The 13007-nt window shown below is 68.8% G+C and carries 8 protein-coding genes and 1 tRNA gene; 5 read left to right on the top strand and 4 right to left on the bottom strand.

Features of this window, described 5'->3' with window-relative positions:
- Genes tagF through JHD80_RS06215 form a run of 3 tightly spaced genes read left to right on the top strand, consistent with a single transcriptional unit; the run spans position 1 to position 3639 of the window.
- Positions 1-708: a type VI secretion system-associated protein TagF gene (gene tagF, locus JHD80_RS06225; RefSeq protein ID WP_199085516.1), complete on the top strand. Its 708-nt coding sequence runs from the start codon at positions 1-3 to the stop codon at positions 706-708.
- Positions 709-718: 10 nt separating this feature from the next.
- Entirely contained in the window at positions 719-1528 is an 810-nt protein-coding gene (locus JHD80_RS06220; RefSeq protein WP_199085515.1) for a PP2C family protein-serine/threonine phosphatase, read from the top strand.
- On the top strand, positions 1525-3639 hold the full coding sequence (locus JHD80_RS06215) for a serine/threonine-protein kinase (protein WP_199085514.1): 2115 nt from the start codon (positions 1525-1527) through the stop codon (positions 3637-3639). Before JHD80_RS06220 ends, JHD80_RS06215 begins: the two co-directional genes overlap by 4 nt.
- A 215-nt stretch (positions 3640-3854) precedes the next feature.
- Here JHD80_RS06215 and JHD80_RS06210 read toward each other — a convergent pair whose 3' ends face one another.
- The 3 genes from JHD80_RS06210 to JHD80_RS06200 form a co-directional block, all read right to left on the bottom strand.
- The gene (locus JHD80_RS06210; protein WP_199085513.1) at positions 3855-4133 is read right to left on the bottom strand and encodes a hypothetical protein; all 279 of its coding nucleotides are present in this window, start codon (positions 4131-4133) and stop codon (positions 3855-3857) included.
- 57 nt (positions 4134-4190) lie between these two features.
- Entirely contained in the window at positions 4191-5981 is a 1791-nt protein-coding gene (locus JHD80_RS06205) for a transglycosylase SLT domain-containing protein (RefSeq protein WP_199085512.1), read from the bottom strand.
- Between the two features lie 66 nt (positions 5982-6047).
- Positions 6048-7601, bottom strand: a complete 1554-nt coding sequence (locus tag JHD80_RS06200; protein ID WP_199085511.1) for a class I SAM-dependent methyltransferase — start codon at positions 7599-7601, stop codon at positions 6048-6050.
- A 472-nt stretch (positions 7602-8073) separates the two neighbouring features.
- Between JHD80_RS06200 and JHD80_RS06195 the strand changes: the two genes are divergently transcribed.
- Complete coding sequence (locus JHD80_RS06195; RefSeq protein WP_199085510.1) at positions 8074-10230, top strand: caspase family protein; 2157 nt, start codon at positions 8074-8076, stop codon at positions 10228-10230.
- Between the two features lie 104 nt (positions 10231-10334).
- Positions 10335-10408, top strand: a tRNA-Gly gene (locus JHD80_RS06190).
- A 112-nt stretch (positions 10409-10520) separates the two neighbouring features.
- Here JHD80_RS06190 and JHD80_RS06185 read toward each other — a convergent pair.
- On the bottom strand, positions 10521-13007 hold a 2487-nt coding region (locus JHD80_RS06185; protein WP_199085509.1), incomplete at its 5' end, for a bifunctional diguanylate cyclase/phosphodiesterase.

Here is a 13007-nt window from a genome sequence, read left to right as displayed (position 1 = left end):
TTGAGCTGCGGCCTTTTCGGCAAGCTTCCGGCCAAGCGTGACTTCATCGCGCTGAACGCCCCCTCCGGCTTCCTCGGGCCTTACGAGAAATGGCAGCAGGGCGGCCTTACCGCGAGCCGGCTCGAACTCGGCAATCGCTGGCAGGAGGCCTATCTCAACGCCCCGATCTGGCGCTTCTGGCTGGGCGGCGCCCATGGCGGGCAGACGGTCGCGGGCGCCTTCATGCCCTCGGTCGACGGCGTCGGCCGCTATTTCCCGCTGACGGTCTTCGCCGCCGCCGGTCCAGGCGTCGCGATCCCGCCGCCGGAGCTCGACCCTCAGGACACATGGTTCGAGGCCATCGAGGATTTCCTGCTGCAGGCGCTGGAGCCCCAGGCGAGCTACGAGGCCGTGGCGCAGCGGCTGGCCACACTCCCCGTCCCGCACGACCATCACCTTGCAGCGCCGCCGCAGGATATGGTCCGGCTCGCCGACGGCACCATCGTCAGCGCCGCGATCGCCTCCGGCTTCCCGGAGCGTCTCGCGGCCCTGCGCGTCGAGGACCATGCCCGCGCCTATGCCCATTCATGCTATCTCTGGACGGTCGGCGGCCCGAATTTCGAGCCGCTGGCCCTGACCGGCCACGCCTTGCCCGATCCCTATCTCTTCGCCGGCCTGCTCACCGGCCGCTTCGACGGCCATCTCGCGCCCGAGCGCGCCGGGCCATGAGGGCGATGCCATGAACGACGCCCCGCGCCGGAACCCGGATTTCGAGACCGGCTGCATCAGCCATACCGGCAAGGTCCGCACGGCCAACGAGGACAATTTCATCCTGCGGCCGGAAATCGGCCTCTGGGCCGTCGCCGACGGCATGGGCGGGCACGAGAACGGCGCGCTCGCCAGCGCAACTGTGGTCGCGGCGCTGGAGGCGGTCGGGGCCGCAGGCTCTGCCCCGGACCTCCTCGCCATGCTGGAAGCCGGCGTGCTCAAGGCCAACGAAGACCTGCGCTCGGAGATCGACCGGCGCGGCGCGACCATGGGCGCGACGCTCGTCTGCCTGCTGATCCACCAGCGCCATTTCGCCTGCCTCTGGTCCGGCGACAGCCGCATCTACCTGATCCGCGGCGGCCGGATCGCGCAGGTCTCGCGCGACCATACCGAGGTCCAGGACATGGTCGATCGCGGCCTGCTGACGCCCGAGGAGGCGAAGCGCTCGCCGCGCCGGCACATCATCACCCATGCGATCGGCGTGCACGAGACGCCCGAGCTCGACCTCGAGAACGGCGAGATCGCCGATGGCGACACCTTCCTGCTCTGCTCGGACGGGCTGACAGAGCATGTCGCTGACGCCGAGATCCTCGCCGCCGTCGAGGCCGGCGGCGCGCAGGAAGCCTGCGACGCCCTGCTGGCGCTGACGCTGGAGCGCGGCGCGCGCGACAACGTCACCGTCGTCATCGTGCGCTATCGACAGGGCACGAGCGAAAGGACACGGTGGATGCCGAACCGGTCCATGCGCGGTGTCACCACGCCAGGGAGCCCCACGTCATGAGCGACGACTCCGAGCGCACCGTCTTCGCCCCGCGTGCGAATGCCCGCATCGGCACGAAGCTCAACGGCATCTACGAAATCGAGAGCCTGATCGCGGTCGGCGGCATGGGCGAGGTCTACAAGGGCCGCGCCATCCAGACCGGCGACGCCGTGGCGATCAAGATGATCCGCCCCGACATGGCCCGCGACGAGTCCGTTCTCGCCCTGTTCCGGCGCGAGGCGGCGGCCCTGCATAACCTCTATAACGAGGCCATCGTCCGCTACTACGTCTTCGCCATCGATCCGGTGAGCGAAACGCCCTATCTCGCGATGGAATTCGTCGACGGACAACCGCTCTCGGAGCGTATCCAGCAGGGGCCGCTCAGCGTCGAGGAGGCCGATATCCTGCGACAACGCGTGGGACCCGGCCTGCATGCCGCGCACCGGCTCGGCATCATCCATCGCGACATCTCGCCCGACAACATCATCCTGCCGGACGCCGATCCCTCCCGCGCCAAGATCATCGATTTCGGCATCGCCCGCTCCAGCATCCTCGGCGAGGGCACGGTGATCGGCTCCGGCTTCGCCGGGAAATACAACTATGTCTCGCCCGAGCAGCTCGGCCTCTATGGCGGCGAGGTTTCCGGCCGCTCGGACATGTATTCCTTCGCGCTGGTGCTGGCGCAGGCCCTGACCGGGCGCGCCATCGACATGGGCGGCTCCCAGGTCGACATCATCGACAAGCGCCGCCGCCTGCCCGATCTCTCCGGCGTCGATGCCAGAATCCGCCCCCTGCTGGCGCGCATGCTCGCGCCCGATCCGAAGGACCGCCCCGCTGACATGGCCGAGGTCGCCAACTGGCAGGCGCCGGCTCGCGGCAAGAAGGCGGCCGCCAAGGCGCAAGTCGGAAAGGCACCTTCGGAAAAATCGGGGCGCTCGCCCCTGCCGCTGGTCGCCGGCATCGCCGTCCTTGCCTTGCTGGCCGGCGGCGGCTTCTACGCCTGGACGACGCTCGGCGGCAAAGAACCAGGGCGCATCGCGACCAATGATCCGCCGTCGCTTGCGGAACAGCCCGCGACCAGCGCGCCGCCCGCGCTGACCGAGGCCCCTGCAACGCAATCGCCGGCGACGAGCGCGCCAGCTGCGCCGCCACAAGTGCCGGCACAGCCATCCCTGCCCGCGGCGCCGGCTGCGCCTCCGGCCGCCGAGAGGCCTGCCGCTTCGCAGAACCCGCCCTCGCCGCCTCCGGCCACGCCATCCCAAGGCGTGCAGCAGCCTTCACGACCACCGCAACGGCCCCCATCCGGCTCGTCGCAAGTCGCGGTAAATGCCGAGCCGCCCCAGCAACAGGGTCCGACGCGTCCGCCCGCAGCCGAGCCGATCAAGCCTCCTCCGGCCGTCGAGGTGAAGCCGCCGGAGCCGCCGCCCGTCGCTGTCGTCATTCCGACGCCTCCGCCCGGCCAGAGCGTCGCGCCGCCGCAGGTCGCCGCCATGGTGCCCGAGCCCGAGCCGCGCACGTCGGCCGAGCGGATCGAGCGCTATGTCCGCGACTATGACGGCGGCTCCTGCTTCTTCCTCTGGCCACTGGAGATCGGCGACCGCAAGGCCACGCTGGAAGGCTTCGGCAGCGCGTCGGCCCCCTTCGTCGCCTTCGACGGTGCCTTCAAGGCCGCGCAGGGCTTCGAGGCGCAGATCCATCTGCGGCCGATGACCGAGGCACAGTGTCCGATGGTCGATTTCCTGCGCCGGCCCGGCGTCGGCATCGACCGCAGCCCGCGAATCCAGATCGGCGCCTTCAACATGAAGAGCGGTGAGATCCTCAACGGCTCGGTCGAGGCCGGCGGCGGCCAGAATCTCGACGTCGTGCTGATCGGCGACGACGGGCTCGTCTACAATCTCGCGAGCTTCACCAAGCGCGAGGGCAACAAGGTCACCTTCAATCTCAAGCTCGAATCGACCGGCGGCGCGGCGCGCCCGCAGACCGTGCTCGCACTGGTCACGAAGGAGGCGCTGCCGGCACTGTCAGGGCCAAATCCGTCACCCGCGAGCGAGTTCTTCGCCAATCTCAAGCTCGACCTCGCCCGCCAGAGCGGCAAGCTCGGCCTGGGCATCAAGTATTTCCGGATCGAGTGAGGCGATCGATAGGTACCGCTGGCACTGAGCCAAAGCGGCTTCGAGCTCCGCCGCTGTCATTCCGGGGCTTCGCGCAGCGAAGAACCCGGACCCCACGACCGGGTGAGCCATAAAAAACCGTTACAGGAGGTCCAGCCCCGTCGTGGGTTCCGGGTTCGCGCCTGCGGCACGCCCCGGAATGACAAAGGGCACATGACGGAGGCTGGCCCCGCCTCTCAATCCTCGCGGTACAGCACGCCCCATTCCTCCTGCCAGACGCCAGCCTTGTCCTCGACCACGATCGGCGCCTGGATCTCGTTGGCTAGGCGGATCGCCGTGCGGAAGGCGTCCTTGGCCGCCAGTTCATCGCTGACGAAATCATTGACCAGATGCCCGCCGGCGAGGTCGGCCGGGCAGAGCACGTGCCCGAACGCCTCTCCGCCGCGCTGCGACAGCTTGAGCGTGATCGCATCGGTCGGCGGTTCGTCGACCTGTTCGAAACGGTTGGCCGGCATGGGCTTTCTCCTTTCGGTGCTCCCTGGGAGCGGATGGCCGCGGGCGGCGGCGGAACGTCATTTCTTCGGTTGCGGCCGGGCGATCCCCCCGCCCCCGCCCGGCCTGACCGCGCTGTAGCGGTCGAGCCGGATCTTGATCATGTCGTTGAACTTCTTGTGGACCTCGGAGACCGAGAGCGTCTTCGTCTCGCCGCCGGCATCGGCATAGAAGATCGGGCGGTTGGCCTGGGCGGGCTTGGGCAACAGCTCGGCCGCCTTGACGCCGGGCTGCTCCTCCATCGTCTCGATGAAGGTCTGCGCCGCATCGGGGCCGAGGAAATGGATCAGGTAGATCTCGCCGCCGGTGAGATGGCGCCCGAGCGCCCGCTCCAGCCTGAGCGTGTCGCGCTTCAGCATCTCGGCCGCCAGCAGCGCCGAGATATACGGCTCGCGCCGCATGTCGAGGATGCGCTGGCGCTGCGAGCCATCGGTCACGACGAATTGACGGCCGGACTTGCCGATCAGCTTCGCATCGGCAGCAAGCCCGTGCTTGGCTCCGAACTCATAGATCACGCCGAGCCAGGTCTGCTCGATGAACTGGTAGAGCCCGGTCGCCGAGGAGGTCTGCGCCTTCACCGCCGTCGAGAACGAGGATTCCTTGTCGGCCACCGCCATCAGCAGGGTCGGGTCCGCGCCGACGACCTTGCTGGCCCGCACGATGGTGTCGACGAGATGCCGGCGGATCTTGATCGGCCCGAACGTCAGCACCTGGTCGGGATCGCCGCTGGAGATCTGGGGCGGCGGCTGCGGCGCACCGGTGGCCGAGACCGGCCCCGGCGGCGGGCCGCCCTGCATCTTCGGCGGCACGAGCAGGATGTTCGACGGCAATTGCAATTGGTTCACCGGCACCTGCTGGGTAGGCGCCTCCTCCTGCGGCTTGATCGCCGCCAGCGACGGATCGTTGTCGAGCGCGAACTGGGCCGCCTGTCGCGCACCCTCCAGATCCTGCTCGACCGAGGACAGGATCAGCGAGGGTCGCGCCGGCGCATCCTTCAGGGCGGGAGCCTCGACGGCCGCGATATCGATCCCGCGCTCGGGTTCCGGCCTCTCCTGCTGCTGGAGCCGGGCATAGGCCAGGCCGAGCACGGCCGCCACGACGCAGGCCACGCCCGCCGCCACCGCAGCGATCGCCTTGCGCCCAGATGAAGCCTTCTTTGGTCGCACATCGCTCGATGCGGCAAGATCCGCAGCCTTGGCCGGACCAGGCGGCGCGGTCGCCGGAGGCGCAGGCGCTGGCCGTGAAGCGGGAGGCGGAACCGGCATGGCGGCTGCCGGGTGCGCCGGAATCGCTCGTGGCGCTTCCGGCACCTCCCGTCGCATGGGCGCGGCAGCGGGCGGATTGGGAGCGGGCGTTGGAGGCCGAGGCGGCGGAGCTGCCATCGCAGGCACCGCCTCCGGCTTTCCCGTCACGAGGCTGCGCAGCGCCTCCAGCCAGCCGGCATCGCTGCGCCCGGCCAGTGTGGTCAGGTCGTCGACGAGCCGCTGCGCCGTGATCTGCGGCACGCTCGTATCGCGTGCGATCACGCCGACGGCAGCCTTTCCCGGCTTCTCGGATGCCACCTTCAGCGCGTAGAACCAGAGTTGCAGCGGCGTACGCCGGCTTTCCAGCGGCGTCCCCGCCGCCGGATGAATCATGTAGTGGCAATGCTGGCAGGCGAAGCCGCGCAGCTTCGGGCGCGGCTCGAACCGTGCCGGCCGGCCACAGGCGGAGCATGTCAGGCTCGTGCCGCCATGTCGCAGGCGCATCAGCGCGGCGAGGCAATCCTCCTCCGGAAACAGCGCCTGGAATTGCCGGAAGCGCTCGCTCATTCCGCTGGCCCGCGCTCCATCGCCCCCTGCCGCAAGGTTACCCCTCGGAGGGGCGCTTCACAATCGTCACGCCCGCAGCAGCCCGAGGCGCGCGACATCCTTCAGATGCATCGCCACCTCGTCTGCCGTCGCCCGCTCCGGCAGGCCGGGCACGGCGATGCCGGAGCGCCGCGTCTCGTCGAGGAAGGCGTTCATCGCCTCGAGCAGCATGCGCTGGTCGCGCGAGCCGTCGAGCAGGCTGACGAATTTCCGCACCACGACGCCGTCGAGCTGGACGGTCCGGTGGCGCAGATCGGTGACCTCGGCCGTGGTCGAGACCTGCCAGCGCACGATCTCGCTGGCAGCCGGCTTCTCGCTGATGGCCGTCGTTAGCGGCGGCGGCTCCAGCCGGATATCGAGCAGGCCGGCCTTGAAGATCGCGATCAGGGCTTCGTCGAGCCTTGTAATCTCATGGGCCCGGTCCGGCCCGAGCTCGCCCGCGACCTCGCGGCAGGAGCGTTCCACGAGGTCGTCCCAGGCGATGCTCGCCGGCCAGACCGCGCTGAGAATCCCGAGCGCGGCCTTGCAGAGCGGCAGGTCGACGGCGAGCTGCACGCCTTCGTCGAAGCTGAAGCGCTGGACGCCGGGCTTGTCGCCGTCCTTGGCCGGCGCCAGCCGCGCATTGGCGGCGAGGTGGTAAGGCCTGAGCGAGCCCGGCCGCACGCCGCGCTTCAGCGGAATATCGGCCCGGCACAGCAGGGTCTCGCGGAAGGCCCGTCCGATCAGCAGGTCGAGCGTCTGCTCGCGCACGGCCATCTGCTCCAGCGGCACCTTGTCGAGCATCTGCTGCGCCGGCCCCTTCGCGGCGCCGTAAAGATTCGGGAACGAGGCCTCGGCCAGGAACTGCAGCCCATTCCGTTCGGCGGCCGACAGCACCTCGTGCAGCGCGAAGGCGCGCGCGCCGGGGTTGAGATCGTCGTGATAGAGGACGTTGTCCGGCACCTCGTCGATCTGCTTCAGCCTTTGCCGCAGGGCGGCGCCGTGGAAACTGTCGGGATCGCTGGCCTCGGCGATCTCCTTCAGGGCGGCCCGCGCCACCCTGACGCGCTCGCGCGGATCGTCGATATCGCGCACCGCGAACAGCATGACGTCGCGCGCAAGGTCGCGCAGCCGGCAGCCGGGCAATGCGTTGTAGCTGACATAGGCGACGCCCTGCGGCGCCAGCAATGCCCCGAACAGGGCGATGATCCGCTCGCGCACCACATCCGGCACCCAGGAATAGACGCCGTGGACGATGATGTAGTCGAAGGCGCCGATCTCCTCGCCGACCGCGAGGATGTCTCGCTGTTCGAAGGCGAGATTGGTCAGGCCCAGCTCCGCGGCATTGATGTTCGCCTGCCGGATCGAATCCCCGCTCAGGTCGATGCCGAGGAAGCGGCTGCCGGGATATTGCGCCGCCATCGGGATGAGGTTGCCGCCGCGCCCGCAGCCCAATTCGAGCACACGCATGGTCGTCGGCGGCGCGGGGTCCATCCCGTGGAAATGGGCGATCGTCGCCAGGCGCGACGGGTGGGTCTGCGCGAAGGCGTGGCCCGGATAGGCCACCGCATCGTAGGGGTTGATGGCTGGATCGTTCGTCATGGCCGCTCACACCCGGCTCCGTCTTCGTCATTCGAGCCGAAGCACCGCCCTGGCGCCTCCTTCATTTGAAGGAGCGTCGCGCCCACGCCGGCCTCCGGCAAGCATGATGCGCGTCCGCCCACACGCCGACAATTAAGTCACACACGGAGGATTATACTTGAAGGATTGCTGCCGCTGACGCTGCCAACACGTGGCGGATGCTGAGGAATGAAGCTTTGGGCCGCCCCTCCCGACCAGGGCTCTTCCGTGTCGGTTTGGTGTTGCGACGCCCGCCCCGTTTCTGGGAACCTCCATCATATGGCGGACGCCTCTTCGAATCGCGGGCGTCAGACAGGGTCTGGAGCATCGGCCCGAAAAGTAGAGCGCGGTTTTCGGAAAAGCCGGTGCAAAACCAAGGACTGGAGGATCGGACTGAATACGATGTTCAGTCCGGTACTCCAGTGAGTCGTCCTTCTCGCGCAGGGGAAGCAGCATGCGGTTACATGCCCGGGCCTACGCGTATATCGTCGCCGCATGGATGGCGGCCTTCGCGGCGCTGAGCCTCGGCGCGACGCCGGCCCTCGCGCAGAAGCGCTTCGCCTTCGTCGTCGGTAATGGCGGCTATGCCAATGTCACCAAGCTGCCGAACGCACTGAACGACGCCAATGCCACGCGCGCGATGCTGCAGGAGGCGGGCTTCGACATCACGCCTGCGCTCGATCTCTCGCTCTCCGGCCTGCGCAGCGCGCTCGACGTCTTCGTCGACAAGGTGCGCCGGGGCGGCCCCGACGCGACGGCGCTCGTCTATTACGCCGGCCATGCCGTGCAGCTCGACGGTGCCAACTACATTCTGCCCACCGATATCCGGCCGCAGGCCGGCTCCAATATCGCGGAGCAGTCGCTGTCCCTCAGCGATATCCTGCGGCGCCTCGACGGCGCCGGCGCCAAGTCCAAGATCGCGATCCTCGACGCCTGCCGCAACAACCCCTTTGCGGAACGCCAGGCCGCCCGCGGCCTCGCGCTCCAGATCGTCGACGGCGCCAATGAAGGTGTCAGCAGCGAAGCCGGCCTCGCCCGCATCGACTCCAACAGCGGCACCTTCGTCGCCTTCGCCACCTCGCCCGGCTCCACCGCGGCGGACGGCAGCGGCGCCAACAGCCCCTTCACCACCGCCTTCCTGCGCGAGGCGCGCGAGCCGGGCCTGGCCGTCGAGCAGATTTTCCGCCGCATCCGCCTTGCCGTCTACGATTCCACCAACGGCACCCAGATTCCTTGGGACACCTCCTCGCTGATCACCGAGTTCAGCTTCTTCCAGCGCCCTGCCGGCGCGCCCGCAGCGCAGCCTGCAACCGCCGGCAACGTCCCGCTGACGGCGCGCCCGACATTGGCCTCGCTGCGCGGGCTGTCGGCGGCCGATGCCGCACGCACCGCGATCGCCTGGGACCGCAGCGACATCTACGGCAATGTGCTGGCCATCAACCCGGAAGACCAGAACGCGCTGCGCCTGAACCGCATCCTCGCGCAGCGCACCGACGAGCGCGCCTGGGCCGAGGCCGTGCTCGCCGGCGATGCCGAATCCTTCAAGCTCTATGCGCGGCTCTACCCGGTCTCCGATCATACCGCCGCAGCCTTGAGGCTGGCGGCGACGGCGCCCAGCCGCAACCGCGTGCAGGTCGCCCAGACCTGCCCGGTCTGCCCGGCCGTCCAGCAGCCCCGCACGCGCCGCGCCGACTATACGCCGCGCGGCGTCTCCCCGGCGCATGCCGGCGCGCCGCGCCAGGCTCCGCCCACGACGCCCCAGGGCGTGTCGCCGCAAGCCCTGGCTCCCGCTCTGCCGAATTTTCTGCCTGAGCGTCCGCGCTGGACCGGCTTCTATGCCGGCGGCTCGCTCGGCGGCGGCCGGCAGACCGGCAACACGACCGTTGCCGGTCCTTTCGGCAGCCCGACCTTCACGCCGCCCCCGACGACGACGACCGCGACCACAACCACGACGACCGGCGGTTTGACCTTCGCGACGACCACCACCGTGACGACGACGACGACGACCGTTGCGGGGTCTCCGATCCTCGCCGCCAGCGCGATCAATCCGCTGGCCGTACCCCGCAGTCTCTCGCCTGACGGCGGCGGCGCGGTCGGCGGCGCGCAGTTCGGCTTCAACTACCAGATCGGTGCGGTCGTCATCGGTGCCGAAACCGACATCTCGGCGACGCGGCTCGGCGGCAACCAGACGACTGCGGCCAATCCGGGCGGAACCCGCTTTACGACCAAGGCCGAGAACGAGGTTTCGATGCTGGGAACGGTCCGCGCCCGCGCCGGCTTCGTGCTCGGCGATTTTCTGATCTATGGCAGCGGCGGCTACGCCTACGGCCTCGTCGACCAGAAGGGCTCGATCACGCCCGATAACCCGGCGACGACCTCCGGCGCCACGGCCTCGCGCTCCGGCATCGCCAGCGGCTGGGCGCTCGGCGGCGGCGTCGAATACGCGATCCTGCCGGGCATGACGCTCCGGCTCGACTACACGCATTACGATCTCGGCAACCAGAAGCTGACCTTGCAGGACTATACCGGGCTCGCCCCCACGCAATACGCGACCATGCGCGCCCGCACGGCCGGGGACATCGTCAAGGCCGGCTTCAATGTCGGCTTCTGAGACCGCCAACGGGCCCGCTGCGATGAGCTGCCGCACGCGTTAGGCCGGCAACCGCGCCGCGCCCCTTGACACCGACGGGTCCGATAGGGAATTTGGCGCCCGATGCGGGTGTAGCTCAATGGTAGAGCAGCAGCCTTCCAAGCTGAATACCCGGGTTCGATTCCCGGTACCCGCTCCATCTCCCCTGTCTTCTCGCATTCCGGAAGTCGCTCTCGCGGCGTCGCCCCGGCTAAGCCGGCGGGAGGCCCCTGTATTCGCAAGCGTGCCCCGCGAGGGATAATTCGAACGGATCAGAGCGTATCGGACGAGTCGCGCGAGCGGCCTCCCCGCTGTCCGTTGCGGCGCGGCGAGCGGCGGAACAGCGTCGTGTGGATCGCCTGCAGGATCGGCTTCGGCTTTCCCAGTAGATAGCCTTGCGCTTCCGTGCAGCCCGCCCGGTCGACCGCGTCGAGCTGGTCGGCCGTTTCGATGCCTTCCGCCGTCGTCGTCATGCCGAGCTCAGCGGCAAGCGCGGCGATCGCGGTGACGATCGCCGCGCTGTCGGAATGGGCGGTCATGTCCCGCACGAAGGAGCGGTCGATCTTGACCTTGTCCAGCGGGAAGAGCCTGAGATGGCTGAGGCTCGAATAACCCGTGCCGAAATCGTCGAGCACGATGCGGACGCCCAGCGCCTTCAGGCTCTTCAGCGTCCCGAGATTGCGGTTGTCGTTGGCGAGCAGCGCGGTTTCGGTGATCTCGAGCTCCAGCCGCGCCGGGTCGAGCCCGGTCTCGGCGAGGATATCGCGCACGGTCGCGACCGCATCGCCGAAGATCAACTGCACCGGCGACAGATTGACGGCGATCCGCAGGTCGCTCGGCAATTGAACCGCATCCGTGCAGGCCTGACGGAGGACCCATTCGCCGAGCTCGACGATCAATCGCGTCTCCTCGGCCAGCGGCACGAACTCCGCCGGCGCCACGAGGCCGCGCTCCGGATGGTGCCAGCGCAGCAGGGCCTCGAAGCCGCGGAGCTTGCTGGATTTCAGGTCGAAGATCGGCTGGTAGGACAATTCGAACTGCCGTTCGTCGATCGCCTTGCGCAGATCGGCCTCCAGCGCGATGCGCGCGCGCAGTTGATCGTCCATTTCGGCCGTGAACACGCAATAGACGCCGCGCCCGCGCGCCTTGGCCTGGTAGAGCGCGAGATCGGCCTGCTTGAGCAGGAGATCCGCGTCGAAATCCGGCCCCTCGGCCACCGCGATGCCGATGCTCGCGGAGATCGAGATGGTGCGTTCCTTGATCAGGTAGGGCCGGCTGAGGACCTCGATGATGCGCGCTCCGAGCGCTTCCGCCTGCTCCGGCTGGTTCCGGTCGACGCTGAGCACTGCGAACTCGTCGCCGCCGAGCCGCGCGACGCAGTCGGTGTCGCGCACGCAGGTCGCCAGGCGCTCGGCAACCGACAGCAGCAGCAGATCGCCGACGGGGTGCCCGAGCGTGTCGTTGACGTCCTTGAAGCGGTCGAGGTCGAGGAACAGCAGAGCGACCGCTCCTGTCTCGTCCCCCGGCCGCCGCAGCGATTTCGCGATCTGGCTGCGGAAGGCGAAGCGATTTTGCAGGCTCGTCAGATCATCGTGATGCGCCAGGAAGCGGATGCGGCTCTCCTGCTCGATGAGGGCCACGTTCTGCTGGCGCGCCTCCTCGGCGGCCTCGTTCGCCCGCATATTGGCAGCCGCGAGGTCCGTCAGCGCCGCTTTGAGCGCCGTGATGTCGGTGCGGATGCCGACGGTTCCGCCATCCCGCATCCGCCGCTCCGTGATCAGGAGCCAGCGGCCATCCGGCAGCAGGCGCTCGATCGAGCCGCGGGCCTGACGGTGCCAGGAAGACATCTCCTGGACGAAATCCTCGATATCCCCGGTCGCCTGGGGATATTGGCCGAGCCGCGCGCCGCCGCGGACGATGTCCTCGAAATGCGCCCCGGCGACCATGAACGGAGCGCTCAGCGCATAGAGATCGCGGTAGCGCTGGTTGCAGGTCACCAGCCGGTCGTTCTCGTCCCACATCACGAAGCCGTCGGACATGGCCTCGATCGCATTGTCGAGGACGGCGGAGGCCCGCGCCCGCTCGGCATCCGCCCGCTCGCGCTGGTTGATGGCGAGCAAGATCGCCCCGGCGAAGGCCGATAGCAGCAGCACCGCGATGATGGCGCCGCTCACCGTCCGGTCGCGGTCCTGGCGCCAATCTGCGAGGACATCCCGGCTGCTCACGCTCAGGATGACGCGGATATCGCCATAGAGCGTGTTCCTGGCCACATTCAGCGTGCCGGTCTCGCTGCCCCTGTCCCCGACCAGGAAAGCTTTGCCGTCCACCCTCTCCGGCAGCGCGGACGCACGAATCTTGCCGATCAGCAATTCGTCATGCGGCAGCGTCGCGACGACCTGGCCATTGGCGCGTTCCAGCGAAATCTGCGTGCCGGGGCTGACGCCGGCCTCGGCCAGCAGCTTCATCAGCGTGTGCAGCGGCACTTCGGCGACGGGTGTGATCCCGTGCCAGGCCGGAATGCGGCGCGCCATATAAAGCGACCAGTCTCCGGTGACGGCATTGCGCAGCGGGCCGATCAGGTTCGTCGGAGCCTGCCCGACCATGGCGACATCCAGCGGCAGCACATGGCGCGCTCCGCTCGACTTGGCGGCGGCGACGATGCTGCCGTCCGGCCCGACGAGGAGCAGGTCACGGAACGCCATCGTCTGGAAGTTGAGGCCGCGCAGCAGGCGACTGGCGGCGTCGCGCTGTCCGGGCTC

This window comes from Allobosea sp. ASV33, assembly GCF_016428755.1.
Lineage (GTDB): Bacteria > Pseudomonadota > Alphaproteobacteria > Rhizobiales > Beijerinckiaceae > Allobosea.
The sequence above is the reverse complement of the archived record's forward strand: the minus strand, read 5'-3'. Positions and strand labels throughout refer to the sequence as shown.

Excerpts from the sequence above, each read along its gene's own strand:
- JHD80_RS06220 (WP_199085515.1), top strand. The coding sequence starts at position 719 with ATGAACGACGCCCCGCGCCGGAACCCGGATTTCGAGACCGGCTGCATC.
- JHD80_RS06215 (WP_199085514.1), top strand. The coding sequence starts at position 1,525 with ATGAGCGACGACTCCGAGCGCACCGTCTTCGCCCCGCGTGCGAATGCC.
- JHD80_RS06210 (WP_199085513.1), bottom strand. The coding sequence starts at position 4,133 with ATGCCGGCCAACCGTTTCGAACAGGTCGACGAACCGCCGACCGATGCG.
- JHD80_RS06205 (WP_199085512.1), bottom strand. The coding sequence starts at position 5,981 with ATGAGCGAGCGCTTCCGGCAATTCCAGGCGCTGTTTCCGGAGGAGGAT.
- JHD80_RS06200 (WP_199085511.1), bottom strand. The coding sequence starts at position 7,601 with ATGACGAACGATCCAGCCATCAACCCCTACGATGCGGTGGCCTATCCG.
- JHD80_RS06195 (WP_199085510.1), top strand. The coding sequence starts at position 8,074 with ATGCGGTTACATGCCCGGGCCTACGCGTATATCGTCGCCGCATGGATG.